Origin of the sequence: Micromonospora sonchi (assembly GCF_014646235.1) — a bacterium.
Taxonomy (GTDB): Bacteria; Actinomycetota; Actinomycetes; order Mycobacteriales; family Micromonosporaceae; genus Micromonospora; species Micromonospora sonchi.
The window spans coordinates 22,055-48,176 of sequence record NZ_BMNB01000025.1 but is presented as its reverse complement, the minus strand read 5'-3'; the positions used below and the strand labels follow the sequence as shown (position 1 = coordinate 48,176).

21 protein-coding genes and 3 pseudogenes are annotated in these 26,122 nt (G+C 68.8%); 15 read left to right on the top strand and 9 right to left on the bottom strand.

Going from position 1 to position 26,122, the window contains the following annotated elements:
• Positions 1 to 25 precede the first annotated feature (25 nt).
• Positions 26 to 583, bottom strand: a complete 558-nt coding sequence (locus tag IEY61_RS22900; RefSeq protein WP_189047685.1) for a dihydrofolate reductase family protein — start codon at positions 581 to 583, stop codon at positions 26 to 28.
• 1,191 nt (positions 584 to 1,774) lie between these two features.
• Here IEY61_RS22900 and IEY61_RS22895 point away from each other — a divergent pair.
• Entirely contained in the window at positions 1,775 to 2,041 is a 267-nt protein-coding gene (locus IEY61_RS22895) for a PIN domain-containing protein (protein ID WP_229706355.1), read from the top strand.
• 335 nt (positions 2,042 to 2,376) lie between these two features.
• Here the strand turns inward: IEY61_RS22895 and IEY61_RS22890 are convergent, their stop codons facing one another.
• Entirely contained in the window at positions 2,377 to 3,327 is a 951-nt protein-coding gene (locus IEY61_RS22890; protein ID WP_189047683.1) for a helix-turn-helix transcriptional regulator, read from the bottom strand.
• A 75-nt stretch (positions 3,328 to 3,402) separates the two neighbouring features.
• Here IEY61_RS22890 and IEY61_RS22885 point away from each other — a divergent pair, with 75 nt between their 5' ends.
• The 6 genes and pseudogenes from IEY61_RS22885 to IEY61_RS22860 all read left to right on the top strand — a co-directional run.
• Entirely contained in the window at positions 3,403 to 4,536 is a 1,134-nt protein-coding gene (locus IEY61_RS22885; RefSeq protein ID WP_229706366.1) for an epoxide hydrolase family protein, read from the top strand.
• 108 nt (positions 4,537 to 4,644) lie between these two features.
• The gene (locus IEY61_RS22880) at positions 4,645 to 5,796 is read left to right on the top strand and encodes a winged helix DNA-binding domain-containing protein (RefSeq protein ID WP_229706354.1); all 1,152 of its coding nucleotides are present in this window, start codon (positions 4,645 to 4,647) and stop codon (positions 5,794 to 5,796) included.
• Between the two features lie 744 nt (positions 5,797 to 6,540).
• On the top strand, positions 6,541 to 7,968 hold the full coding sequence (locus tag IEY61_RS22875) for a DEAD/DEAH box helicase (protein WP_189047679.1): 1,428 nt from the start codon (positions 6,541 to 6,543) through the stop codon (positions 7,966 to 7,968).
• Positions 7,969 to 8,152: 184 nt separating this feature from the next.
• Positions 8,153 to 8,356: a cold-shock protein gene (locus IEY61_RS22870; RefSeq protein WP_189047677.1), complete on the top strand. Its 204-nt coding sequence runs from the start codon at positions 8,153 to 8,155 to the stop codon at positions 8,354 to 8,356.
• A gap of 74 nt (positions 8,357 to 8,430) precedes the next feature.
• Positions 8,431 to 9,204, top strand: coding sequence for a class I SAM-dependent methyltransferase (locus IEY61_RS22865; RefSeq protein ID WP_189047675.1), 774 nt, complete (start codon positions 8,431 to 8,433; stop codon positions 9,202 to 9,204).
• Between the two features lie 60 nt (positions 9,205 to 9,264).
• Positions 9,265 to 9,636: pseudogene (locus IEY61_RS22860) on the top strand (IS110 family transposase); the annotation flags it as partial.
• A 216-nt stretch (positions 9,637 to 9,852) separates the two neighbouring features.
• Here the strand turns inward: IEY61_RS22860 and IEY61_RS22855 are convergent.
• A pseudogene (locus IEY61_RS22855) lies at positions 9,853 to 10,415 on the bottom strand (GNAT family N-acetyltransferase).
• Between the two features lie 982 nt (positions 10,416 to 11,397).
• Between IEY61_RS22855 and IEY61_RS22850 the strand changes: the two are divergent.
• The gene (locus tag IEY61_RS22850; protein ID WP_373293198.1) at positions 11,398 to 11,697 is read left to right on the top strand and encodes a helix-turn-helix domain-containing protein; all 300 of its coding nucleotides are present in this window, start codon (positions 11,398 to 11,400) and stop codon (positions 11,695 to 11,697) included.
• A 224-nt stretch (positions 11,698 to 11,921) separates the two neighbouring features.
• On the opposite strand, the gene IEY61_RS22845 is transcribed toward IEY61_RS22850, so the two are convergent.
• Positions 11,922 to 12,302: a VOC family protein gene (locus tag IEY61_RS22845; RefSeq protein ID WP_189047671.1), complete on the bottom strand. Its 381-nt coding sequence runs from the start codon at positions 12,300 to 12,302 to the stop codon at positions 11,922 to 11,924.
• A 572-nt stretch (positions 12,303 to 12,874) separates the two neighbouring features.
• Between IEY61_RS22845 and IEY61_RS22840 the strand changes: the two genes are divergently transcribed.
• Complete coding sequence (locus IEY61_RS22840; RefSeq protein WP_189047669.1) at positions 12,875 to 13,417, top strand: hypothetical protein; 543 nt, start codon at positions 12,875 to 12,877, stop codon at positions 13,415 to 13,417.
• Positions 13,418 to 13,774: 357 nt separating this feature from the next.
• Positions 13,775 to 14,707, top strand: coding sequence for an alpha/beta fold hydrolase (locus IEY61_RS22835; protein WP_229706352.1), 933 nt, complete (start codon positions 13,775 to 13,777; stop codon positions 14,705 to 14,707).
• Between the two features lie 340 nt (positions 14,708 to 15,047).
• Here IEY61_RS22835 and IEY61_RS22830 read toward each other — a convergent pair whose 3' ends face one another.
• Positions 15,048 to 15,266, bottom strand: coding sequence for a hypothetical protein (locus IEY61_RS22830; protein ID WP_189047667.1), 219 nt, complete (start codon positions 15,264 to 15,266; stop codon positions 15,048 to 15,050).
• A 159-nt stretch (positions 15,267 to 15,425) separates the two neighbouring features.
• The gene (locus tag IEY61_RS22825) at positions 15,426 to 17,909 is read right to left on the bottom strand and encodes a right-handed parallel beta-helix repeat-containing protein (RefSeq protein WP_189047665.1); all 2,484 of its coding nucleotides are present in this window, start codon (positions 17,907 to 17,909) and stop codon (positions 15,426 to 15,428) included.
• A 194-nt stretch (positions 17,910 to 18,103) separates the two neighbouring features.
• Between IEY61_RS22825 and IEY61_RS22820 the strand changes: the two genes are divergently transcribed.
• The 3 genes from IEY61_RS22820 (at position 18,104) to tnpB (ending at position 21,229) form a co-directional block, all read left to right on the top strand.
• Entirely contained in the window at positions 18,104 to 19,147 is a 1,044-nt protein-coding gene (locus IEY61_RS22820) for a ferric reductase-like transmembrane domain-containing protein (protein WP_229706351.1), read from the top strand.
• Between the two features lie 175 nt (positions 19,148 to 19,322).
• Positions 19,323 to 19,628: a recombinase family protein gene (locus tag IEY61_RS22815; RefSeq protein WP_189047661.1), complete on the top strand. Its 306-nt coding sequence runs from the start codon at positions 19,323 to 19,325 to the stop codon at positions 19,626 to 19,628.
• The gene (tnpB, locus tag IEY61_RS22810) at positions 19,625 to 21,229 is read left to right on the top strand and encodes an IS607 family element RNA-guided endonuclease TnpB (protein WP_229706350.1); all 1,605 of its coding nucleotides are present in this window, start codon (positions 19,625 to 19,627) and stop codon (positions 21,227 to 21,229) included. Before IEY61_RS22815 ends, tnpB begins: the two co-directional genes overlap by 4 nt.
• 17 nt (positions 21,230 to 21,246) lie before the next feature.
• On the opposite strand, the pseudogene IEY61_RS32210 reads toward tnpB, so the two are convergent.
• Positions 21,247 to 21,945, bottom strand: a pseudogene (locus IEY61_RS32210) (DUF4184 family protein); the annotation flags it as partial.
• 155 nt (positions 21,946 to 22,100) lie between these two features.
• Complete coding sequence (locus tag IEY61_RS22800; protein WP_189047657.1) at positions 22,101 to 22,313, bottom strand: DUF1737 domain-containing protein; 213 nt, start codon at positions 22,311 to 22,313, stop codon at positions 22,101 to 22,103.
• Between the two features lie 225 nt (positions 22,314 to 22,538).
• On the opposite strand from IEY61_RS22800, the gene IEY61_RS31420 reads away from it, so the two are divergent.
• Both IEY61_RS31420 and IEY61_RS31415 read left to right on the top strand, forming a co-directional pair.
• On the top strand, positions 22,539 to 22,784 hold the full coding sequence (locus tag IEY61_RS31420; RefSeq protein ID WP_229706369.1) for a hypothetical protein: 246 nt from the start codon (positions 22,539 to 22,541) through the stop codon (positions 22,782 to 22,784).
• Positions 22,679 to 22,918, top strand: a complete 240-nt coding sequence (locus tag IEY61_RS31415; protein ID WP_229706365.1) for an HAD family hydrolase — start codon at positions 22,679 to 22,681, stop codon at positions 22,916 to 22,918. The genes IEY61_RS31420 and IEY61_RS31415 overlap by 106 nt, the downstream gene beginning before the upstream one ends.
• Positions 22,919 to 22,998: 80 nt before the next feature.
• Here the strand turns inward: IEY61_RS31415 and IEY61_RS22790 are convergent, their stop codons facing one another.
• Positions 22,999 to 25,980, bottom strand: coding sequence for an AfsR/SARP family transcriptional regulator (locus IEY61_RS22790; RefSeq protein WP_189047655.1), 2,982 nt, complete (start codon positions 25,978 to 25,980; stop codon positions 22,999 to 23,001).
• Positions 25,981 to 26,122: the final 142 nt, after the last annotated feature.

Here is a 26,122-nt window from a genome sequence, read left to right as displayed (position 1 = left end):
GCTGGCGGCGATGGACTTCTGTGATTCAGCGCGCGCGGCGGTAGTGCATGGCCACCGCGCCGTTGCGGAGCGGCTCCGCCGAGAGCAGCTCGAGCCGGCGTGTGCCGGGCAGTCCGCCCTGGTACAGCGTCGGGCCGTGGCCGGCGATCCTGGGATGGACGAGCAGCTGGTACTCGTCGATCAGGTCTAGCCGGTCGAGCTCGGTCGCGAGCTTGCCGCTTCCGAGGAGGACCCCGGCCGGGGTCGCGTCCTTGAGCTTCTGCACGCTCTCGCGCAGATCGTCGGCGATGTGGTGGCTGTTGGTCCACGGGAAATCGTTACGCGTCGACGACACCACGTACTTGGGTTTGGCCTCCAGCTTGACCGCCCACTCGCGCATGGCCGGCGGCGCCTCCTGGTCGCCGCGCGCGACGGCTGGCCAGTAGCTCTCCATCATCTCGTAGGTGACGCGGCCCCACAGCATTGCCCCGCACTCGTCCAAAAGCCGGGTGAAACGGGCGTGCGTCTCATCGTCGGCGATCCCCTCCTGGTGGTCGACGCAACCGTCCAGGGTGAGGTTGAGGCTGAAGGTGAGGAGACCCATAGCCGGCGAGTCTAGCGCCACGACACGGCGTCGCGGCCTGTGCGGGCGTAGCGTCAGCGAGCTCGAGATACACGCGCCGCGTCTCGTTGAAGTCGTCGGTCTGGACGAGCCTGCGCTCGCTCGCGGACGTCGCCAGCTCGACCTCGGCGACGATGCGACGCGCCAGGTGGGTCTTGCCCGTCGGCGAGCACCACCGGACGGTCTGTCTGCCAGTCCCCGCTTGGCGAGTGCTCGAAGCAGTCGAGGTCGATGGCGCGCGGGTTGCTTGACACGAACCTGAAGCATTCCTCACGACCCCGTGGCGATAAGGCCAAGCACCCACGACCAGGGCGGGTCCCAAACTCACGCCCAGCGAAACCCGCCGGAAGACGCCGAGACCCAAACTCGCGCCCATTCAGGACCGCAACTCGCGCTCAGAACCAACCTCTGCTTTATGTCGCTATGAAAGCGCAGCACCGGCGACGCGTGGACCCACGAATCGCCAGTCAGCTACGAATCCGGAAGCAACGTCGCGGGCTGGGGCGGATCGGGGAAGGCGGGCCGGCCCCCGCTATGGATGCGCCTGGTCGGCTACGCCCTCAGGCCGTTCTTCCGCGGCCGGCCGGGGCCCGACGTCGACGAATCCTGAGCTGCTACGACGGTGGACGACTCGTCCAGATTTGGTCCATCGCCGTCACCACGCCACCGGCCATCGCTTATTGAAGGCATCCGCTCATGCCGCTTTCCGCGCGCTGGCCAGTCGATGCCGCTACCGGTCACTCGTCTTGCGGCATCGTGACGACGCCCTCGGCTGCGCTCCGCTACGACTGGCCCGTCGGGTTTGACCGTTCGACGGCCGGGCCGCCTCGCTGAGCCGGGTGCCGCCGCGCTTGAGGTGAGCGCCAGAACCCGACTCGTCCGAAGTGCGGACTCGACGCCGAGGGGACTCGCCGGAATCGCGGCTTTCTTTGCCGCCCGGTGATCCGTATCTGCCGCGACTGTGGGTAGGAGGATCGGGGAGCGGGATGGGAGCAGCCGGGTGCGCTGAACGGCAGTCAACTGCATCCAACGGCGATCAACTGCACTCAACGGCACCGGCGCCACCTGCGGCTTTGTGTTTCCGCAGGTCAGAGTCGGTGCCGCCACAGACCCAGGATGGGCGGGTGACCGGGACCTGCTCGACGGCACCGTGACCGATCCGTGGGTTGAGCGGTGAGCCGCGGCATTCTCGACACCAGCATCCTCATCGCCAACGACGTAACCACGATTCCGGGCGAGCTGGCTATCAGCGTCGCGAGTCTTGCCGAACTCCAGTTCGTTGTCCGGGTCGCGAAGACTGCCGAGGCGAGGGCGCTGCGTCTGGCGCGGTTGAGCGCCATCCAACGTCGATTTGATCCGCTTCCCATCGACGAGGCGATCGCCGAGCTACGCACGGTTGGCCGCACGCGTCGTCGAGACCGGCCGCCAGCCGCGGGCTAGGGTAATGGACCTGCTCATCGCCGCAACCGCACACGCCCACGGCGCCGCCGTCTACACTCGCAACGCCGAGGACCTTGCAGGCCTCGAAGACCTCATCACGATCCATACAATCTGACTTTCACCGCCCGCCCACTGGCTAGGAATCTCCGGACGACCAGCCGACACGAGGGCCACCGGATCCTTGGTGGTCGGGCGCGATCATGTCGTGTCCGGCGGATGAGCACGGGGCCGTGGCGGGCATTCGCCGCTGCCGCTGATAGCGCGTTGGAGACTGGATCTGGCCGATGTGAAAGCGCGCTGCTGCGGCGAACGTTAGGCGGCCGTTGTTTTGACGGTCAGCGGACGGCGTCGGTGAGTCGTTTGGCGAGGTCTTGAATGTGTGCGATCAGTTCGGGTGGTCCGTGGACCTGGAAGCGGAAGCCGAACAGTGCGACGTAGATGGTGAGTTCGTCGAGGGAGTTGGATCCGGTGTGCAGGAGGCAGGTGTGCGGGTCGACGGCTTCGATGACGCCGACGGTGGGTGGGATTCGCTCGGCTGCGGCTTCGGCTGAGGCGTAAAGGGTGATCCGGGCTTGGTAGCGGTAGGCGGCGGTAGAGACGCCGTGCGCGAGGTAGCCGGCGAGGTTGACGTCGGGTGCTGGTCGTGGTGTGAAACGGGGGCCGGTCGGGATGCGGGGGCGGATCCGGTCGACCCGGTAGGTGCGCCAGTCGCGCCGGTCGGTGTCCCAGCCGATCAGGTACCAGCGCCGGCCGGTGTGGACCAGTCGGTGCGGTTCGGTGTCGCGTACCGAGTCGGTGCCGTCGTGACGTTGGTAGTCGAAGCGGAGCCGCTGGTGCTCGCGGCAGGCAGCAGCGACGGCGGTCAGCACAGCTGGGTCCACGGTGGGGCCGGTGGTGGGGACCGTGACGGTGACCGAGTTCAGCAGGTTGACGCGGTGCCGTACGCGCGAGGGCAGTACCTGTTCGAGCTTGGCCAGTGCGCGTAGCGACGTTTCCTCGATGCCGGTGACCGTGCCGCTGGCGGCGGTACGCAGCCCGACGGCGACGGCGACGGCCTCCTCGTCATCCAATAGCAGGGGCGGGAGCTTCGTTCCGGCGCCGAGCCGATAGCCGGCCGCACCGGCGGTGGCGTGCACCGGGTAGCCGAGGTTGCGCAGTTTCTGGATGTCGCGGCGCACGGTTCGCACGTCGACCTCAAGGTGTTGTGCCAGCTCGGTGCCGGTCCAATCACGCGGGGTTTGCAGCAGCGAGAGCAGGCGCAGCAGCCGGGCTGAGGTTTCCAACATGCCCGGAAGTCTGCCAGCAAGCTAGGGCCGAACCTGTCCTAGCTCCTTCGTAGCGTGATGTTCATGAGCGAACAGATCATCCCGTTCCGGATCGAGATTCCCCAGGACTGCCTCGACGACCTGCGCCACCGGCTCGCCCGCACCCGTTGGCCGCACGAGGTGCCCGGCGCTGGCTGGGAGGCCGGGGTGCCGCTGGACTACTTGAAAGAGTTGGCCGACTACTGGCGGACAAAATACGACTGGCGCGTCCACGAGGCACGGCTGAACGAATTTCCCCAGTTCACCACCGTCATCGATGGGCAGAACGTACATTTCCTGCACGTGCGTTCGCCGGAGCCGGACGCGCTGCCGCTCATCCTCACCCACGGCTGGCCCGGCTCGGTCGTGGAGTTCATGAAGATCATCGGCCCGCTGACCGATCCCGCCCGGCACGGCGGCGACCCCGCCGACGCGTTCCACGTCGTGGCCCCGTCGCTGCCCGGCTTCGGCTTTTCCCGCCCGCTCGCCGCCCCGGGCTGGGACACCAGCCGGGTGGCCCGCGCCTGGGCCGAGCTGATGAACCGCCTCGGCTACCACCGCTACGGCGCCCAAGGCGGCGATACCGGATCGGTCGTCTCCCCTGAGCTCGGCCGCATCGATCCCGATCACGTGATCGGCGTACACGTCAACAACCTCGGCACCTTCCCCTCCGGCGACCCGGCCGAACTGGTCGGCCTCACCGAGGCCGACCAAGCCCGCCTCGCGCTCATGACGACCTGGGGCCGGGACATGGCCGGGTACGCCGTCGTCCAGTCAACCCGGCCGCAGACAATCTCCTACGCGCTCACCGATTCACCCGTCGGCCAGCTCGCGTGGATAGTCGAGAAGTTCAAGGAATGGACCGACCCGAGCGCCGACCTGCCCGAGGACGCCATCGACCGCGACCTGATCCTCACCGACGTCTCGGTCTACTGGCTGACCGGCACCGCCGGATCCGCCGCCCGCATCTACTACGAGGGTGCCCGCACCTGGGGTCAGACCCAGCCATGCTCATCGGTACCAACCGGGGTGGCGGTGTTCCCCAACGACATCACCATCCGGCCCCTCGCTGAACGCGACCACAACGTGGCGCACTGGTCCGAGTTCGATCGCGGCGGGCACTTCGCCGCCCTGGAAGCACCCGACCTGCTGGTCGGCGACGTGCGGGAGTTCTTCCGGCAGTTCCGCTGACGGCAGCGAGGAGGTCGGGGTTGGCTGAGGCCAGCCTTGACCTCCTCCGCCGCCGCGCCCACCCGAACCACGACAGCGGGAGACGTGCTCGATGACCAACCGATCCCTGTGCTGCCGCGGCTGTCCTGGCCCGATGTCTGGGGCCGACGGCTCGACCGGCACGGCCTGTCCGCAGCGGTGTACGACCGGCCAGCCGATGCCGTTGCCGCCATGTGCGGAGCGCACGCTCAGGTGCTCTCCGCCGCCGAGGTGTCCATCGGGCTGCGCGTAGCCGGTGCCACCCGCGATGACGTCCGCACCGCGCTGTGGGGTGAACGCAGCCTGGTCAAGACGTTCGGCCCGCGCGGTACCGTGCACCTGCTGCCGGCGCGTGAGCTGCCACTGTGGACCGGTGCGCTCGGCGCGTTGCCACCAGCTCGAAACAGCATGCCCGCCGACGCGCGCCTGGCCCCCGACCAGATCGACCAGGTCGTCGCGGCGCTCGCGGAAGCACTCGCCGACGCGGAACTGACCATCGACGAACTCACCGCGGCGGTGGCCGCCCGCACCGGCCCCTGGGCCGCCGACCCGGTGGTGCCCGCATTTGGGAGCATGTGGCCGCGCTGGCGGCAGGCGATGCACCTTGCCGCGCACCGCGGGGCACTGTGTTTCGGCCCGAACCGCGGGCGGAAGGTCACCTACACCAGTCCGCAACGGTGGCTGCCAGGATTCCAGCCCGCCCCGGCGCCCGGCGCCCTCGCCGACCTGATCCGGCGCTACCTGCACGCGTACGGGCCGGCCACACCGCAGCAGTTCGCGCAGTGGCTGTCCGCGCCGCGCCGCTGGGCGGCCCAGTTGTTCGACTCCCTCGCCGACGAACTGCAACAGGTCGACCTCGCCGGAACTGTCGCCTGGGTCCCGGCCGGCGACACCGCGTCGGCAGCCGAGCCGCCGTACGGGGTGCGACTCCTGCCATACTTCGACGCCTACACCGTCGGCTGCCACCCGCGCGAGCAGCTCTTCCCCGGACCTGCCGCGCAACGCGCGCTTTCCGGCGGCCAGGCCGGCAACTTTCCGGTACTGCTCATCGACGGCACCGTTGCCGGAGTCTGGCACCACCGCCGCTGCGGACCCAAGCTGGCCATCACGGTCGAGCCGCTTACCCCGCTCACCGTGTCCGAGCGCCGGGATCTCGAAGACCAGGCGGAACGTATCGGGAGGGTTCTGGAGGGAAGACCACAACTGACTATCGGCACGGTAATCCAAGGTGGCCACGCGTAACCACGCCAACGCGGGCACATCCGGTCTATCTGCGCGTGTCGGCAAGGTCCGCACATGCCGCTCTAGGTGGACTGGTGTTTCATCGCCGGTGGTGACGCATGATGTATGACTGACAACGTACGCGGGCAAGGCCGAGCGGCGGTCCACCGCCAACCGCCCGATCTGGTGGTCCAGTCGTGGAGAGGTGCTGATCGACCTGCGCAGGACGTCGGTACCTGCGACGCGTCGAACCGACACGCGTGGTAGCCCTTACCGGCTGGGCTCCGTTGCGTCGTGATGCCTAACGAGTCGTCGGCTTCCGGTCGGCGTCACCCTCGACACGGAACGGGGTGCGCAGGCGGGTCATCGCAGCCGAACTTACGTCGACGGCAGGTGCGTGGTCGAAAGCCGCATCTGCTCCCGGTGCTTCACGGAACAAGTTCGGGTCATGCCCGGTTACATCAGTCAAGAGCTGCTCCAAGTTTACGCGCCAACGCGCGACTTACCCGCTCGCACATGCAATCCGGGTGCGGAAAACGAGCGGGGCGGATCCGGCCGCTCGCCCGGGGGCGTGGATCCGTTTCGCTCGGCCCGTCGAACCCTAACCCAAAAAGCCATCGTGTACGGCCTGGGCCCGGGTGCGGGTAGATTGATCAACCAGTCCGCCGGTTCCGACCACGGCCTGCCTCTGATGTCGATCACCACGCGCCGCGACCAATCGGTCAGCGCCGTGCAGGGCGACCCCTTCCACGTTCGGAGACTCCCATGGCGGCACGCCGCCCCAGCCAGACACCCCTTGTCACACCCACCTCCTTCGCCGACCTTGGCGTGCCCGGCCGCCTGGTCGCCGCGCTCGAGCAGGCGGGCATCAGCACGCCATTCCCGATCCAGGCCGCGACGCTCCCGGATGCACTCGCCGGACGCGACGTGCTGGGTCGTGGCAGGACGGGATCGGGCAAGACGTACGCCTTCGCTCTCCCGGTCCTCGCCCGGCTCTCGGCCGCCACGTCTCCGCGGCTGCCCGACCGCCCGCGCTCGCTCATCCTGGCGCCCACCCGCGAGCTGGCGACCCAGATTGAAGCGGCGATCGCACCGCTGGCCACCGCGCTGTCGCTGCGGACCCTGACGATCTTCGGTGGGGTGAGCGCGCGGCCACAGGTCGGTGCACTGCGTGCCGGGGTCGATATCCTCATCGCCTGTCCCGGCCGGCTCGCCGACCACGTGTCGACCGGCCACGCGATCCTCGACGCCGTCGAGGTCACGGTGCTCGACGAGGCGGACCACATGGCCGACCTGGGCTTCCTGCCGGTCGTACGGCGACTCCTCGACAAGACACCGCCCCGCTCCCAGCGGCTGCTGTTCTCGGCGACGCTCGACGCGGGCGTCGACGTCCTCGTGCGGCGGTACCTCTCCAACCCAGTCACCCACAGCGTCGACTCGGCGAGGTCCCCGGTCGCCGCGATGACCCACCACGTGCTCCGGGTGCGTCACGCTGACCGGCTCCCCGTCCTGATCGACCTGGCGGCAGCCCCGGGGCGCACGCTCGTATTCACCCGCACCAAGCGGGGCGCCAAGAAGCTGACCAGCCAACTGGTCGCCTCGGGCGTGCCCGCCGTGGAGTTGCACGGCAACCTGGCGCAGAATGCGCGCACCCGGAATCTGGCGGCGTTCTCCGCCGGCGACGCCCGTACGCTCGTCGCGACCGACATCGCGGCGCGCGGTATCCACGTCGACGATGTGGCTCTCGTGATCCACGCCGACCCGCCCGCCGAACCCAAGGCATACCTGCACCGCTCGGGGCGGACCGCGCGTGCCGGAGCGAGCGGCACCGTCGTCACCCTGATGACCGACGACCAGGTCACCGACGTGCGCGACCTCACCCGCCAGGCCGGCATCAACCCGACCATCACCCAGCTTGGGCCCGGTGACTCGCTGCTCACCGAACTCGCCCCGGGCGAGCGCCGCTTCGTGGCGCCTCCCGTAGCGATGACGCCGCCGCATCACGGACGAGGCCACAGCGCCACGCGGCGCCCGGATCCGCGCACGGCGGCGGGCGGATCGACCGCCAGCGCAGCGCGTGGGAGAGGCTCGGAAGGTCGTCGGGCGAGTGCTGCGGAAACCACGTCCGCGCCACGGGGCGCGGCGGCGTTCTCTTCCGGCACGCGGGTTGGTAGCCGGCGCGGTCGGCGCTGACACCACCGCGCGGCGCGCCCGTGCTAGTCTCATCGGGTTGCAACCTTCGGTTTGTCGCATACTTTGCCAGCGCCTGGTGGGTATCTAACCCGCCGGGCGCTTTGTTCTGCCGGTTCTTCCGGACCAGCAGGGGCGGCAACCGAGGGCCGGTACGTGACTGCATCAGTTACTCAGAGGAGAAGACATGGCATTCGGCACAGTCAAGTGGTTCAACGCGGACAAGGGCTTCGGCTTCATCTCGCAGGATGGTGGCGGCGCTGACGTCTTCGCCCACTTCTCGGCCATCTCATCGAGCGGGTTCCGCAGCCTGGAAGAAAACCAGCGGGTCGAGTTCGACGTCGAGCAGGGCCAGAAGGGCCTCCAGGCCGCCAACATCCGCCTGGTCTGACGTTGACTCCGCCAAGCCGTGGCGGCAAGGCTTCGCCCGTCGCCACGGCGGTGGCTGAGACCACGGACCGGCGAATGCCGGTTCGTTGCGACACCGCGGTCCTGCCCGGCCTCGAACCGCTGGTGTCGCAAGCGCTGTCCGCCCCCGCGTACGCGGCCGGGACCGGCAGCATCGACCGGCTCCGGCTGGCCCCGGTGCCGCTGGTGCCGGAGGTGCGGCTGGTCATGGCAGAGGACGCGATCGTCCTCTGGGCACGACTCGAAGCCGAGGCGGGCCACGTCCTCCCGCCGCCGTTCTGGGCGTCGGCCTGGACCGGCGGGCAGGGTCTCGCGCGTTACATCCTCGATCACCCGGACACCGTGGCCGGTCGCCATGTCCTCGACGTCGCATCCGGCTCCGGACTGGTCGCTATCGCCGCGGCGATAGCCGGCGCCGCCGGAGTCACCGCCAACGACATCGACCCCTACTCGATCGCGGCAATCAACGCCAACGCCCACGCCAACGGCGTCGAGTTGGCCCTGTCGTCGAGTGACCTGCTTGACGGCGACGTTGACGGCATGGATGTGGTGTTGGCCGGTGACGCGCTCTACCACCCGGCTGTGGCGGCCCGGATGCTGCCGTTCCTCGCCCGCGTCGTGGCGAAAGGCGCTCGGGTCCTTGTTGGCGATCCGGACCGGGGCCACCTGGCCCACGACTGGCTGGAGCGGGTGGCGACGTACGAGGTGCCGATGAGCGGCGCTCCGGAAGACGCGCAGCTTCACCTGACGAGCGTGCTCAAGCCACGACGCGACCAGGTGGACGACCGGCGGGGCCGGGCCACACTGCTGCGGCGTGGCGCTTGTCGGTGACCGGGGTGGAACTGCCTGATCCGCTCGATGAGCAGTCGGCGTTCGACGCGGTCATCGGCCGCCCAGACCATTTGCATGCGCCCCGACATCCCCGTCCTGGAACCCTGCGACCGGCTCCTCGCCGAACTCACCGTCCTGAAGAGCTACCGAGCCGACCTGGTCGGGCAGCGCGTCGCCACCCTCTTCCGGTTGCAGGAGCTGCTCACCGGGATCAGCCCAACCCTGGAACGGGCCGTGGACCTGAACCGGAAGGGGCCGATGATGGTCCTCGCGTGCTGGCAGACCCCGGCCGCGATCCGGCACGCCGGCGTCGACCGGATCACCGCCCTGCTCCGGCGCGGCCACGTCAAGAACGCCATTCAAGTCGCCGAGGCGATGGCCGCCGCTGCTCGGCAGCAGACCGTCACGCTGTCCGGCCAACGCGCCGCCAGCACGGCGAACATCAATCCCGCCCGGCTGCGGCACCCTGAGCAGACCCGCGGCTCGTGAGCGTTCGTTTGCGGGCAGCCACGGTCGCCATCGGTTGCCGACACCACGCTCCTTAGCGAAAGCTGAAGACGCACGCTCATTTCCGCGAGGTGTTCGTCACCGAAGGTGACCTCGGCTCGCCATCGGCGTCCGGATGTAGCCGATGAGCGAGCGTTCCGCTCACAGGTCGCTGTCGAGGCGGGAGTGGAGGTGCATGTCGTGCCAGCCGTCGGCATGGCGTCCCTCGCGGCGTTTCGTGCCCTCCGTTGCGAAGCCGGCGTACTGCGCGACACGGCAGGACGCCACGTTCTCCGTCGAGTGGGACAGCTCGACGCGGTGTAGCCGGAGGGTGGTGCAGTGACCGTGCACAACGCGCGTGGGGCGATGCGACGACCTCGCGCGTCAGGCAGCGCCCAGTAGGACACCTCGGCCAAGCCCTCGGCAAGGTCGACCCGGCGCAGGCTGATCTGCCCTACGATGCACCCCGCGACGAGCACGGCCCACCCGGCACCGGTCTCACTGCGCCACCGGCCTGGCCAGGCAGCTATCCAGTCGCCAGCCTCGTCGGCGGTCATCGAGCGGCAGTGCCAGCGCTGGATGGTCGGGTCGGCGTAGGCAGCCACGACAGCGTGGCGATCCGACGGCTGCCAGGGGCGAAGCAGTAGGTCGTTCGCGTGGATCTCAGGCTGCGCCAGCGCCGCCATCGAACCGCGCGGCAGTGCAGGTGTGGCAAGTGACGGCACGCGTTGACTATGGCAAATCACCGCTCGCTCACGCCGTCGGCCGGGCGTTCCCGTCTGGATGGTGCCGGCTGTCGTCCGGGGAACCGCTGACGCCATTCACGAGGGCCATGGTGCATCGACGGATGACTCTGGGTGCCGTCGTGGTGGCGTCGGCATGGATCCCGGGGGCTGAGACGCGAACCCCACCGGCAACCTTCTGAGCAGGGCTTCCTGCTCGGTGACCTCTTCGTTGTGATGTGGGCGAGGCGTGCCGCAGCGATGAGCGTGACATCCCGGCATCGACGTCTGCGGTGATGCGGAGCGTCACCACCGTGGGTAACCACCGTCGCCATCCTGGAAGCTCGGACCGTCGCCGAGAAAATCTATGGCCAACGTGCTAGACATTCTTGCCGCGACTGGCTAGTGTTCCTGGTGTTGGTAGAAGAGATCCGAGGAAAACGCAGACGAGTCAGACCGAGCGTCAAGCAGGGCCCGGACCCATTTCGTGGCTCGCTCGGCACAGCGGCGGAAGTACGCATCACCGCACGCAGCAAGGCACGTGGAAGGTAAGCCCTGATGTAGTCCCAGGTCAGGGCAAAGCAGGCGGGGCGATGCTGATTGAGCGCCCGGCCTGGCAGGACAGTTCGCCGTACGTGTGCGGGGCCATGGAGTTGCGTGGGGCTTCGACACCGGCGGGCAGCACGACAGCACCACAGGTATCGGAAGCGGAGGAAAGGGAGGGCTGAACACCGTTGGATCGCCCGCCGCCAGGACGCAGTTTCAACTCTGGGGCGGACACCGCAGTTTCCATCGAACGAGAGGTGGTCTCCGGTCACGCTTATGCGATCCTCGCACCCCACACCGCCGACGGCGGCAGGTGCGGATACGACAACCCGACGAACCTGTCGGTAGATGGTGTTTTCGACCCGAAACCCTGGGCCCCGGCGTTCTCGCGCCGGGGCCCTCGTCATGGAGAGAGATGTATATGGCCCAACCCGATGACATGTTCGGCGACGACGACTACCCCGCCTACACGATGGGCCGCGCTGCGGAGATCGCCGGCGCCTCGCAGGATTTCCTGCGCCGGCTCGACGAGGCGAAGCTGATCACCCCGTTCCGGTCAGCTGGCGGGCACCGCCGCTACTCCCGCTACCAGTTGCGCCTCGCCGCCCGGGCTCGGGAGATGGTCGACCAAGGCACCCCTCTGGAAGCCGCCTGCCGGATCATCATCCTCGAGGACCAGCTCGAAGAAGCCCTCCGGCAAAACGAGAATTACCAGCGCCAACAAGAAGCTGGCGCCTGACCCGGTTCGCCTCACCGTTCTTCTCCGCCACGAGAGGGACCGTTTGTCGCGCTCTCTCCGCTGATCTGAGCACGGAGCACACCGCCCCGACAGGTGCTTCCCCACCGCCAAAGACCCGGGGCGAGCCGAGCAGCCCGCCGCCGGGACCGTCAGCGTCCGTCCGTGCGTCACAGCCGTCGGCGGGTGCGGGGCGGCGGCTGCCTCGATCGTTTTGGCGAGGGCCGTCAGAGTGGGTCGAGGCGGCGCTTGAGCAGGCAGAACTCGTTGCCTTCTGGATCGGCGAGGACGTGCCAGGACGCATCCGCAGGCTGACCGATGTCGACGAGTTTGGCCCCGGCGGCCAAGAGGCGCTCGAGCTCGGCGTCCTGATCGCGGTCGGTGGGGTTGACGTCGATGTGCAGCCGGGCATGCCCATTTTTCGGCTCGTCGGTGCGGATGAGGAAGATCGTCGGCTGGGGGCCACCGAACCCTTCGCGCGGGCCTATCTCGATGCAGCCCTCCTCTTCGCGATCGAGCTCTACGAAGTCCAGGACCTCGCACCAGAACCGCGCCAGCAACTCGGGGTCGCGGCACTTGAGCACGAGTTCACTGATACGGCATGCCATTGACGAAACCTACTCTCAGCATGGGAACTGCCGGGGTCGCCGCACGCGGATCTCATGGGCTCCCTGCAGTGAGAACAAGCTCGCGATCGTACCGGGCGAGGCGAGCGGGCTCGAATTGATTTCAGGCCCTTGCCCGGCCAGGTCGCCAGGCAAGGGCCGTAGGTCGCGCAGCAGGCAGCCGGCCTGCCTCGATCCATCCAACGCAAGATCATGCACTGAGCCGCCAAGAAGACGCGCGGGCAAGGTGCTCACACCGGCACAGCAGCGCTCCCCGCTGAGTCGCCGACCGTACGACCTACGGCACGCCCCCGCCGTGTCGCTCTCGGCCTTTCTGCTGTACTGGGCTGGACGATCACAATGCCTGCGTGCGGATGCGGCGACGACCGAAACGCTGTGGACTGCCCCTCGGTGGCGGTGGTGTCACCGAACCGTTCGACGCGGTCAGCGCGAGCCTGCCACTGTCGAGCGCCGAAGTCGACCATGCTTTCCCGGTTCAGCCCTGGCCCGGTGTCGGCCTACGCTCACGGGTTTCGCCTGTCTTGCCGCGCTGCTTGCTCGGCTACAGTGCGCGCGTGGACGTAGCTGACTGGTTCGAGTTTGACGGGCCGCTCGCTCCACCTCTCGCCGAGTTCGTCGCGATATTGCGTCGCCGGGCAAGGACATGGCCGGCAGACCCTGTCAATACGTATCTCCTTCTGCCTGACCCGGACGACGTTGCAGAGGTAGCCGCGTGGGGTGCAGACGGCCACGAGCTGCTGGCCTGGATGGACGTTGTCGATGATGCCGAAAGTGAGGTTCTGTTGACCCTCGGGGCGTATCTGGGTGGGGGACGAGTACGCGGCGACGAAATCCACAACCAACTTCTGCACCTCCCGGAGGAGCGAACGGCTTTTGCGTTTGATGCTGCCGGATCTGTCGAGGAGTGCGCAGAGGCGACAGCGGTGTGGTTCGCAGCCCAGCTGCGCCGGCCGATCGTACGGGAGGAGTGGGTGCATGCTGGCATCGTTCAGGCGCGGCGGTGGCGGTTTGCAGACACGGACACGGCGTTGGGCCGGTCGGGATTTCGGACCGGCGGCGAGCCACTCGATCGCACGGTTCACGTTCGGGGCGACTGAGGCCGACAGCCGCTTCCCTAGCTACCGGCCGGGTGTCCGCAACACCTGATAGCAACCGCTGACAGCAACGGCACCTGACGGGTTCAGGAAGCTGCCGGCAGGGGCTCCAGGTACTACGGCCGGTTCAACCCCGCCAGCCAGGACCGGTGGGTCTTCGGCGACCGCGACAGCGGCGCCTGTGGAACAGTGGCATCGCACCACGCGCAAGGCGATCACCAAGCAATACCTGATCGCCGAGGGCATCCCCAGCACGTCGGACGACGCCCGCCTGGTGCACTCGCCCTGCCAGCGGGATGCGGCGGGCACTGTTGGTCCTTCCAGGGCACATCGTCGCGCCCCTACCAGCGGAGGTGGGGCATGAGCGAGAACTCTTCGTCCGGGAGCCGGGGCGAGCAGTTCCAGGCGGCCGAGCGGGAGGCGGCGAAGCAACGGCTTCTTGCGCAGGCGGGGCCGATGAAATCTCGCGACCCGGCTGGTCTATTCCGTGTCCACAGCGAGACGAGGAAAAACCGGGAGCGATGGGCGTCGGCCGCCCACCGGCGACGAACCTGCTATCGGGAGAGATCAGCTGGTTGGCGCTATGTGGTGCGTTATGACCTGCGAGATGCGGGCCAGTCGACGTTCGTCGATCCTGACGCGCCCGCCTACGACCTGCGTGATCTGGTGACCGATGCGGCGGAGCTGCTGGTGGCACTGGAGCTGAGGGGTACGCACGTGGTCGGGCTCGGCGTCGGCGGCCTCGTCGCGCAACTGCTTGCGCTGGACCACCCTGACCAGGTTGCGTCGCTGACGCTGATTTCCACCCGGCCCGTCGCTCCTGGTCCGGTGGATCTCGATTTGCCCGACCACACGCCGGAGATGATGGCGGAGATGTTCGGCCGTCCGGAGCCGGACTGGACCGATCGCGACAGCGTCATCGATTACATGGCCGGAGCCGCAAGGCTGATGTCAGGCACGCGAGGATTCGACGAGGCGGACGCACGCGTCGGTGCCGGGCTCGTCTTCGACCGGGCGGGACGGACGGCGAAGGCGCAGCGTGCCAGTCACCTGGGTAGCATGTTCGCCGCTGTCGACTGCCGGCCCCGGTGGCGTGAGCGGTTGGGCGAGATTGCCGTGCCGACGCTGGTGGTGCATGGCGACGAGGACCCGTTCTTCCCGTACGGGAACGGCGTGGCGCTGGCCGAGGAGATCCCCGGCGCCGCACTGCTCACGTTGCGCGGCATCGGTCAGGGCCTGCCGCGGAGGGCCTGGCCGGTGGCGGTGGAAGCACTCCTGCGCCACACATCCTGAGCTGGCTTGCCGCGCCATGGCGCGCTCCAATAACCCGCCAAGGCGGAGAAGTAAGTAACGCCGAGTGAGCCCTCACCGCGAGGACGAGTGCACTCGCCCCACCGCAGGCCAGTACCGACAGTCAGCGCGACCAGGGCGCGGTAGCGATGACGACCCATCTACGCCGTGGAGGGCTCCATTACCGACTATGGCGACTACAAGTACTACGCCGCAGTGAAGTACAGAGCGGCCGGCCGCTGCGTAGAGGTTACGTGCGGTACTACAAGGGGGATGCGGTTTTCGGCAGCCGGGACAGGTACGACAACTGCGGCGAATGAGGCACTAGCCTGACCGGATTTCGTTAAACCGACCGGTCGTGAAAGTAGACGGTGGCCGACCACCAGTCGCCGTCGGCAGTCACCTCGCTGTGCAGGACGACGTCCTGGACCTCGATACCAGGCCGCTCATCGATGCTGTCCGCGATGCGGCGGAGCAGCGCGGAGACGCTGTCCTGGCCGGGGCCGACCGGGTTCGCTTGTGAGAAGTGCCTGATCGTCCAGGATTCCGGTTCAGACGGCATAGCGGAAGTTTGCCAGGGTGTCGGCAGCCGGCCGTTCGAGGTCACAGACGTGGACGGACCCTGCCGGACGGAGTGCCCAGCCTGCCCGAAGCGCGGGGAGAGCCACCCGCGTGTGAGGGGTTGTGAGACATTCGAGACGTCTTGCCGGAGGCAGTGGGTTCAGTTGCCCGTCGGCGGGATGTCCACCGGCAGCAGCAGCCGGAGTTGCTCCGTTGTCGGTGCCGGTATATCGGCAAGCCGCCCAGCTTGCCGTTCGATCATGGCACCGAACAGCTTCCGTGCTCCGCGCCCGTTGCCGAAGTCGGGGTCGCGGACGGCCTCGCAGAGCCGGTCCAGCAGGGCGACGGCGGTCGATTCCGTCAGGTCGTACCCGTGCTGGCCGGCTAGCCCGGAGACGATGGCGAGCAGTTCATCGGGGGTGTAGTCGACGAACTCGATGGTCTTGGTGAACCTTGATGCGAGGCCGGGGTTGGTGGCCAGGAACTGCTCCATCTCGGCGGGGTAACCGGCGACAATCACCACTACCTGGTCGCGGCGGTCCTCGATCAGCTTGACCAGGGTGTCGATTGCTTCCAAGCCGTAGTCTGAGGTGGTGCCGAACTGGCGGGCGAGCGTGTAGGCCTCGTCCACGAAGAGCACGCCGCCGAGCGCCCGCTCGAAGACCGCAGCGGTTTTCAGCGCGGTGCTGCCCAGGTATTCACCCACCAGATCGACCCGCGCTACCTCGACGACCTGCCCTTTTGGCAGCATGCCGAGGTGGGCGAGCAGCCGCCCATAGATGCGTGCGACGGTCGTCTTGCCGGTGCCCGGCGGCCCGGTGAAGACGAGATGCCGGCTGAACGGCAGCACCGGCAGGTTGGCCTTCCGCCGCTGCTCACTCACCCGGATCAGGTGAACCAGGGTTCGCACCTCACGCTTGACCGCCGCCAAGCCGATCATGGCATCCAGTTCCGCCAGCATGGCGTCGACGCCGGCGTCAGCACCGCCTCCTGGGCGATCCGCGTCGCGGCGATCTGGATCGCCGTCGCGGCCGGTGGCGTCGCCGCTGGCTGCGGAGCCGATCGAGGTCGGCTTGTCGGAATCGTCGGGCGATTGCGGGGCGCGGACCGACACGAGTGGTCGGTCCGCGTCCCGTACTGGCTCGCCGGTGACGTTGATGAACTCGCACTGATTAATCAGTACCGGGCCGTCGGTCTCCACCTGCACGCCGTCGCTGCCGCAGTCGCGTACGGTGCCCGTCCGCATCTCCAGCCGGGACTGCTCCCGCAGCACCACCCCCGACCCGTCCCTGCCGCTGACCGTGCTGCGTTCGAGGCGCAGACTGGCCTGGCCCGTCCCGATGACCCCGGCTGCCGTGCCGGAGATCGTCGAGTCGGTAAGGCTGATCGAGGTCGTCTCGGTCCCGACCAGGCCCACGAGCGCGTCCGCCAGTTGCACCGCTGTGCCGGCGAGCCGGCCGGGGCCCCCAGCGGCAATTCCGGCCTTCGATGCGCCCCGTACGGTGGCACCCACGATCCGGACGTCCGCATCAAGGGCACCGTCGAGTACAATTCCGCCCTCGCCGCCCGTGACCGTCAGGTCCGTAAAGACCGGACCACCGCCCTGCACCACAACGGCGTACCGGCCCGGGTTCGAGATCTCGAGGTTGGCATACTGGCCGGCGGCGGCCCGGATCAGCAGTGCGTCCTCCTGCGCACCTCGCAGCACGGCGCCATCAACTCGCGGTGCCGCCCCGTCGATCACGGCGACCGCAGGCAGCCGACTGGCGGTAACGGTGCAGTCGGAGAAGGTACCGCGCGAGCCGTTGATGTGGATCCCGTTGCGGCCCACCCGGTCGATGAGGCAGCGGCGGATGTCCGGCTCCGCGCCGCCAGAAACCTCAACGCCGCAACCCTCCAGATCCGTCAGCTCGCAGTCCTCGACCTGCCCGCTGGCCGACCCACTGAACGTCAGCCCACTGCCCCGGCCGCCAGAGACACGGCAACGTCTTACCGTGGGATGAGAACGAGAGCTTGCCATCACGGCTGCCTGCCGTACGCCGGTGAACTGGCAGTCCTCCACCGCGCCGCGGCCGCCCTCGAACGCCTCGAAGCCCTGGCCGACGTCCTGGACATGGCAGTGTCGCACGGTTGGATGGCTATCCCGTTTAGACAGCACGGCGTACTCGTCGAGGTCCCACAACCGGCAGTGCTCGACACCACCGCCAGCATCGATGAAAGCCACCCCGCGACGCATTCCGCTGATGTGACAGCCTTGCAGGTACGCCGTGCCCCGTTCGCTGATCACGGCGCAGTCCGCCTGCCCGGTGATGGTGCACGACTCCAAGGTCAAGGTCCCACGGACCGTCGAAACGGTGGCGGGTGCCTCGGAACTCCACGTGCGTAACAAGAGGCCCTGCAGCGTGACCTGCGCGTCCTCGCAGTAGACCACAGGTGCGGCGTCGCGGCTTTCCACCACCACTGGTGGCCCAGTCGGTAGGGCCGCCCGGATGGTGACTGCCTTCGCCCACACCGCGACCTGGCCGTCGTAATGACCCGGCTCCACCACGATCACCGCGTCGTGCGGCGCAGCCGCCACCGCCGCCCCGATTGCTCTGTACGCGCCCGGCCGGGTCAGCGATACGACCAGTGTCGATATTCCCATCGGCCCGGCCTCCCCCGCCGTCGCGCCGGCGCCAGGTAGGGCGACGGCCCACGGCGGAAGCATAGATCGCGTACGCCACCGCTGGCCGGTCACCGACGGCCCCCTTGAGCCGCCGGGCATCGCTCACTGTGATTGTCGGTGATCTTTTGTTAGCCTCGCCCGGAAGATCGATGTCGGTCGTTGAGGAGGCTTTGGTGTCCGACGTCCAAAAGATTTGCCAACCACAGTGGTTCGACTTCCTCGCGTTCCGTCAGGACCTTCGCGCCGCCCTGGCCGACGCCACCGCGGCGCTCGTGATCACCCTGGTCATCTTCGTCTGGCTCTACCGGCGCATCGATTCCGGTGTGTCCATGACGCTGCAGGTGATGCCGATGCTGGCTGACGCCGACAGGTACTGGATGTACTGGATGTGCGAGGCGTTCGGGTGGTCGGCCTTGCTGTGGGCGTGGATCACAGTGATGCTGGGGCTGCTCCGCTCCAGCCGTCGCCTCGGCTGGCTGCCGGTCTCCGTCGCCCGGATCGAGAAGTGGCACCGGACCACCAGCCTCACCACCATCGCGCTGATGTTCGGCCACGCGTTCTGGCTGTTCGCCGAATTCGTCCGCGAGAACGAGGACCGACGCGGCTGGGGCGGGCGGACCTGGAGTGCCTTCGTCGACACGTTCGTCCCGGGGGCGTATGCCAGCGGCACGGGAAAGGTCGCCATCTTCATCGGGCTGCTCGCCTTCTACCTGGCCATCCCGCTCGGCCTCGCCTTCTATGCGCGCAGGTCGATCGGCGCGCGGACCTGGCGGGTGCTGCACGCCTCGATCCTGGTGGTGTACGTCCTCAGCGTCTGGCACACCCTGCTGTACGGCACGAACGTGTGGTACGACGGCTGGTTCCGCACTAGCGTCTGGCTGCTCCAACTGCCCGTCGCCGCACTGCTGCTGACCAGGCTGCTGGCACCGGCGCGCCGACCCGGACAGCGCAGGCTCGACCTGTTGGGACGCGCCGTGGCCCGCAGTTGCGCCGCGGCGACCATCGTCATGGTGCTCGCCGTGGCCGCCAGTGGGCGTGACGGCGGGCGCACTCTCGGCGTCGGCGGCGCCGGACTCAACGTCACGCGCACCATGGTCTGGATCGGGCTCCTGGTGTTCATCGCTGCGGTCACCGCGTTCGTGTACCGAGCACAGCGCATCGCCCCCGCACGACAGACCAGGGCGGAGCGCGAGGAAATCGAGAGCTCGCCCCGGTGATGCCGGGTAGGGCGCTCCGTGTCGAGCACCTCGGGCTGACCACCAGGCTCGCCCGCGAAGACGCCTTCGAAGGGCGTCGTCGGCGTGTGAGGGGGTGACAACTGCTGGCGTGTCGGTCGTCAATAGTGCTCAATAGTGGGCTGTAGTTGGCATCGTGAATCTGAAGGAGTGGGCAGTGGCCACGGGTATCTCGTACGTGACCGCGCGTCGGCGATACGAGTCCGGGAGGCTGCCTGTTCCCGCGTACCGGCTTGGCCGGCTGGTTATGGTCGGTGAACCGCTGACCGGCGTGGCCATCGATACCGGGCAGACCGTGGTGTACGCCCGGGTGTCGTCGGCTGATCAGAAACCCGACCTGGACTGGCAGGTTGCCCGGGTCACCACCTGGGCTACCGGGCAGCATCTTGTCGTGTCGCGGGTGGTGACCGAGGTCGGTTCGGCGCTCAGCGGACATCGCGAGAAGATTGAGGGTTTGGCGTGAAGACGGTCCAGGCGTACCGATTTGCGCTCGATCTCACCGCGGGCCAGGAGCGGGACGTCCTGGCGCACGCCGGGGCCGCCCGGGTCGCGCACAACTGGGCGCTCGCGAAGGTCAAAGCTGTGATGGACCAGCGCACGGCCGAGCGCTCGTACGGCGTGCCGGACGAGCGACTGACACCGTCGCTGTCGTGGTCCCTCGCGGGCCTGCGCAAGGCGTGGAACGCCGCCAAGCCCGACGTTGCGCCGTGGTGGGCTGAGGTGTCCAAGGAGGCGTTCAACACCGGCCTCGACGCCCTCGCGCGCGGCTTGAAGAACTGGGCCGATTCCCGCACGGGGAAACGCGCCGGACGGCCGGTTGGGTTTCCTCGGTTCAAGTCCCGCCGCCGCACCACAGCATCGGTGCGGTTCACCACCGGCGCGATCCGCGTCGAGCCCGACCGGATGCACGTCGTCCTGCCGCGGCTGGGGCGGTTGAAGCTGCACGAGTCAGCACGCAAACTCGGTCGTCGCCTCGAAGCAGGCGCGGCGCGGATCATGTCCGCCACGGTGCGACGCGACGGCGGGCGCTGGCACGTGTCGTTCACCGTCGAGGTCGAACGCGCCGAACGCGGCCCGGCACGGCCGGGCGCGGTGGTCGGTGTCGACGTCGGGATCAAGCACCTCGCTGTGCTGTCAACCGGAGAGATGGTCGGCAACCCGCGCCACCTCGTGGCCGGGCAGCGGCGCATGCGGGCACTCGGCCGGGCGCTGTCTCGCAAGGCCGGCCCAGACCGGAGCACCGGCCAACGCGCGTCGAAGCGATGGGAGCGGGCAGCGGCCCGGCTCGGCCGCGCGCACGCCCGGGTGGCGAACCTACGTCGTGACGGCCTGCACAAGCTCACCACCCGACTCGCCACGACGTACGGCACGATCGTGGTCGAAGACCTGAACGTGACCGGCATGCTCGCCAACCGCAAGCTCGCCCGGCACATCGCTGACGCCGGATTCGCCGAGATCCGCCGCCAGTTGGCGTACAAGGCCACCTGGAACGGCGCAGGGCTCCTCGTGGCCGACCGCTGGTATCCGTCCTCGAAGACCTGCTCGGGCTGCGGCGCGGTGAAAACCAAGCTCGCCCTGCACGAGCGTGAGTTCGCCTGTGAGGTGTGCGGTCTGGTCATCGACCGGGACCGCAACGCCGCACTGAACCTGGCCGCCCTGGCGGCGCAGTTCGACACCGCCGGGAGTGGCCCGGTGGCAGCACGTGGAGCCGACCAGAAGACCCGCGTACGCGGGCAGGTGGCCGCGAAACGTGAACCCGGCACCGCATCAGCGGGTCAGACCGGGACCGTCCCGCCGCAAGGCAGGACTATCGATCGTGTGCTCACCAAAGCGCACTGGAAGGTAACGGTTTGTCAGGCGTGTGGATCGGTAGCGTCGGGCGTGGCGGCGGCCGATGGATCGGTGGTGCGTCCCGCGCCACGCGAGGATGTTCCGGGTGGATGCCCTGCCGGAGTTGACGTTCGGCCAGCTGACGATCGATGTGCCTGCCTTGGCTGTGGAACCGGGGCGGATGCCGCCGGTCGAGCATCGGGCCGTTGGTCGTGCCGGGCCAGGACGGCGTAGCAGGCGGCGAGGACGATCGCGACCGTTGAACCGGCACCGCAGGCCTGGGTGACGGCTAGGAACACCATTCGCTGAGGTGTCACGTCCTCGGCGGCGGCCAGGGCGACACCGCTGGCGGCGGCGAGCCCGATGGCCAGCCAGGCGGCCACCACGAGTACCTGATTGGCGGGCGGCCGTTGCTCGGGCACGGGCGACTGCCTGCGCCACCATCGGAGCAGCCAGACCATGATCACGGCGGCGCCGACGACGGTGCTCGCGCGCTGTATCCAGCGATAGCCCGGCGTGCCGAGGTGCGATTCAGCCAACCAGCCGATGTGGGCGGCGCCCCACATCCCGTTGTGCGTGAACGAGTCCCACAGCACGTGCGTGAGCGCACCGATCACCAGGGAAACGATCAGCATCGCCGTATGACCGGCCGACCATTGACGCCGACGTCTGGGCGAAGGTAGGCGTTCGCGCAGCCGGGTTGGTGAGATGGCGGTCAGAAAGCGGGCCAGCAGCTCGTGCCAGAGGATCATCGCCCCGACACCCAGCACCACGTCGACGCTGAGGACGCCGACGAGCGAGTGGGTCAGGGTCGCCGTCACCGGCAGCGGCAGCGGCAGATAGTAGGGAAAATCAGGAGCCATGCTCCCGATCACCAGGGCCGATGGCACCAGCCGCGCTGACCGCGTCAACGGCAGCACAGCCGCGATGTGACTCCCCGTGAACGGCACCTGCGCCCCGCCTCCCTCGCTCGGCAGAATCCTAGAGACAGCCGGCCGTGACCCACCATCCTCAGCGCCGGAAGGGTTCAAGACACCACCGACGGGAGTCGACGCAGAAGCAGGGGCTCGTCACGAGCGCACGATGTCTGCGGCAGGAGCGGTCGCTACCTGTGCCCGTCCTCGAACGACTCGGGACCAGCGGAATCTGGCAGGATCAACGCTTGAGCGGCGATGACGCGTTCCCCGTTGAAGGTCAGCGCTGGCGACCCGTACAGCTGGTAGCCCTGGTCGAGAAGGCCACTGACGCGGGCGCAGAACTCGGCGTCATCGGGTCCGGTGATAAGCCGGTAACCGAGTGGTTCAGAGGAAACTGGCACTGTCGCATTGTGCTGCCCGGCCGCGTCTGAAGCCAACAGTCATTGCCAGCACTCCTTGCCGAGGCACGCGATCAGCGGCATGAGCGCGCGTCGTTGGTCTTCCGGATGCGCGGAGGGCCGACGAACGTCTCGGAGGCCCTGGGGTCGCGGTAGCGCGAAGCCGAGTACGCGCAGATGGGATGGGAAGCAGGGCGACCGCGGTGGCGATCTCCATAGGATGCTCACATGTCGCGCCCAGTGATCTTCGATCTCTTCTATACCCTGATTCGGGGTGCCGACGAGGAGCGTGACCGGGTGGTCGGCGAGATGGCGGTCATGATCGGAGTGCCTCCGGCGACGTCGGGTTGGCCAAGCCGGATCCGGCGATCTATCACGTTGCTGCTGAACGCCTGGGCGTTGAGCCGCCGGAATGCATCTTTGTTGGCGACGGCGCAGACGGTGAGCTGGCCGGGGCGGCAGCGGTCGGTATGACCGTCTTCCGGACCACGGAGCACAACGACACCGACCCCAGCTGGTGCGGCCCGGCTTTCGCCGCCCTGGACGACCTGCCCGCCATGATTCGAGAGCCGTGCCCGGCGACGGACTCTCTCCGACCGCTGAAGTAGTAGTGGTAGCGGCTGAGCCAGACGCCCTCGTGGACTGTCCTACCCTCGCCGCCCGGCGAATCCCTGGGGCAGGTGAGGCACTACGGGCGCGAGGCCGTGGCGCGTACGCCATGCTCGCGCAGCGTTTCCAGAGCGGTCAGCGCGCGACGATGCTCGTCGTGGTCCTGGGTATCGGTGGCGATGGCCAGTGCGGCCCGGTGCGCGGCAAGCGCTTCCGGGTACCGTCCGAGGGCGCGCAGGGCCTCGCCCATACCGTTGCGCGCACTGGCCTCGCCGTAGCGGTGGCCGGTTTCCTCGAAGATCCGCAGCGCCGTGTCGAGCTCGTCCAGGGCGGCGTCGGGAGTGCCCAACCGCAGCTTCAACTGTGCGAGGTTCGCACGGACCACCGCTTCGCCGTTGCGGTGCCCGGCGGACTGGAAAAGCGGCAACGCCTCGGTGAGCCGCTCGGCGGCGCGGGTGTACTCACCCAGCGTCAGGAGCACGTCGCCCAGATTCGACAAGGCGGCGGCCTGCCCGGTCGGCTCGGTCAGGTCGCGGAAGATCGCGTGTGCCTGCTCGAACGCGTCCGCCGCGCGCTTCGGATCGTCCTGCCCGCTGTAGGCGTTGCCCAGATTGACCAGAACACCCGCCTCACCGCGCCGGTCACGGCAGCGGCGGTACAGGGCGAGTGCGTCCTGGTGGTTGCGGATCGACTCGGTGTGGTCGCCGAGCCGCTCGGCGACGACCCCCAACGCCGACAGCGCCCGCGCCTGACCGTGTACGTCGTTGGTGCGGCGGTGCCCGGACAGCGCCTCGCGCAGGTGGACGACGGCCACGTCGTAGTGGCCGAGCAGCCGGTGAATCTCCCCGATATGAGTGCGCAGGTGCGCGACGGCGGTGTCGTCCCCGAGTTCGCGCGCGGCCGCCAGGGCGAACGAGTGGATCGTGAGCCCGTCCCGGTACCTGCCACCCTCGAAGTGCCGTTGCAGGTTCGCGGCGATCCCGATCGCCTGTCGCGGCCACCCGTTGCGCGCGGCGTGGGCGCACAGCGCGCTGAGGTTTGCCTGCTCGCGGTCCAGCCACGCGACTGCGGCGGCGGCATCCGGCAGGTCCGGGGCGGATGGCGCCCGGGCCGTGGACGGCCCGGGCAGGTAACCGTGCCAGGTCGGGTACAGCACCGCGCGGGCCCGGCAGACCCCGCCGAGGTAGTGGTCGAGCAGGCGTTCGGTCGCCGCCGCGCGGGCCGCCGGCGGGTCGAGTTGGCGGGACATCTCCTCGGCGTACGCGCGCGTCAGGTCGTGCATCCGGAATCGTCCGGTCCGGCGCGGCTCGATGAGGTGACCACGGGCGAGCACCGCGAGCGCGCGACCCGCCGTACGTGCGTCCAGTTCGGACAGTGCGGCTACCGTCGCGGCGTCGAACTCGGGACCCGGGTGCAGCGCGAGCCGCCGAAACGCGAGCGCCACCACGCCGTCCACGTGTTGCAACGACCAGGAGAGCACGTCACGGACGGCGGCGTTGGTGTCGCCGCCGGCATCGAGAAGCTCCAGTCGCGCGTGCCGGTCGGCCAGTTTTCCGACGATGCTGGCCAAGCTCTCCGCCGGCCAGGAGGCGGCGAGTTCGGCCGCGACCCGCAGTGCCAGCGGTAGGCGCGCGCACTGCTCGACGAGCGTTCCGGCGCTGTCGGGATCGTCGGCGACTCGCCCGCCGATCAGGCTCAGCAGCAACGCGATCGCGTCGGCGGTCGGCAGCGGCGCCAGCTCGACCCGGCTCGCGCCGTCCAACGCGACCAGCCCGCCGAGGTGGTCACGGCTGGTCACCACCACCATGCTCGGCCCGCTGCCCGGCAGCAGCGGCCGGATCTGGTCGGCGTTCGCGGCATTGTCGAGCAGGATGAACAGGCGGCGACCCGCCGACTCGGTGCGGAACAGCGCCGCCCGTTTGGCCGGGTCGGCGGGAAGCTCGGCCTCGGCCCGGCCCAACGCGACGCACAGGTACCCCAGCGCGTCCGGCGCGGACAGCGGCGTTCCCGTCCCGTAGCCGCGCAGGTCCAGATAGAGCTGACCGTCGGGAAACCGGTCGCGGGCCCGATGTGCCCACCGCAGCGCGAACGCCGTCTTGCCGACGCCGGCCGCGCCGCAGATCACCACGGTCACCGGCCTATCCCCGGGCTCTCCCGCACCGGCCCGCAACCGGTCGAGGTGATCGAGTTCGGCGCCGCGCCCGACGAAGGCGGGTACCTCGGCGGGCAGCTGCCGCGGTCTTCCTCCTCCGTCTCGAGGTGGCACCACCAGCGGCGGCTCCTGGTGCGGCTGCGGCAGGGGCGAATCGGGTTCGTCGCGCAGCAGTTCGCTCAGCGCGGCGGCGAGGCCGGGGCCGGGGGCGACGCCCAGTTCCTCGGCGAGGCGCTGCCGTGCCCGGTGGTAGACCGCGAGGGCCTGATCGCGCTGGCCCATCGATCGGTAGACGCGGACGAGCCGGGCCTGGGCGGACTCGTCGAGCGGGTGCTCCGCAGCGTCGGCCACCGCCGCACTCACGACCCCGGCGCCACGGCCGATGCTGACCATCGCGTCGACGTACCGCGCCAACGCACGCCGGCGGTCCAGTCCGACACCGACCACCCAACGGTGCTGTGCCAGTGCTGGTACGTCGGCCAGGGCCGGACCGCGCCACAGCCCGAGCGCGTCGCCGAGCAGGGTGGCGGCCTCCGCTTGATGCTGGCGCTGCTCGGCCCGGTCGGCCGCCGCGACCAGGTCCCGGAAGTCTGTCAGGTCGACGCTGGCATCGTCGGTGACCAGCCGGTACCCGTCGCCGACGGTGCAGATGCGACGGCTGGGCGAGCGTGCGCTCCGGGTCGGCTCCAGTGCCCGCCGCAGGTGCATGACGTGCGACTGCACCACATTGGCGGACGAGGTCGGCGGAGCGTCACCCCACAACGCGTCGACCAGTTCGGCGCGGGTGACCGGGCGGCCACCGGCCAGCACCAGGAGCCCCAGGACTGCACGCCGGCCGGGTGGGCCGAGCGGAATCTCGTCGGTGCCGTGCCAGACCCGGACCTGTCCGAGGACTTGCACCACCAGCACCAGGACCTCCGACGCGCGACACCGCGGAGCCTAGTGCCGCGTGATCCATCGATGCAAGTAAGCGTCGTCAAGTCGTAGGCATCAATCGTCGCCGCATCGTCAGTCGGCACCAAGTGATTGTTCAGCCGCGACCAGTGACCGT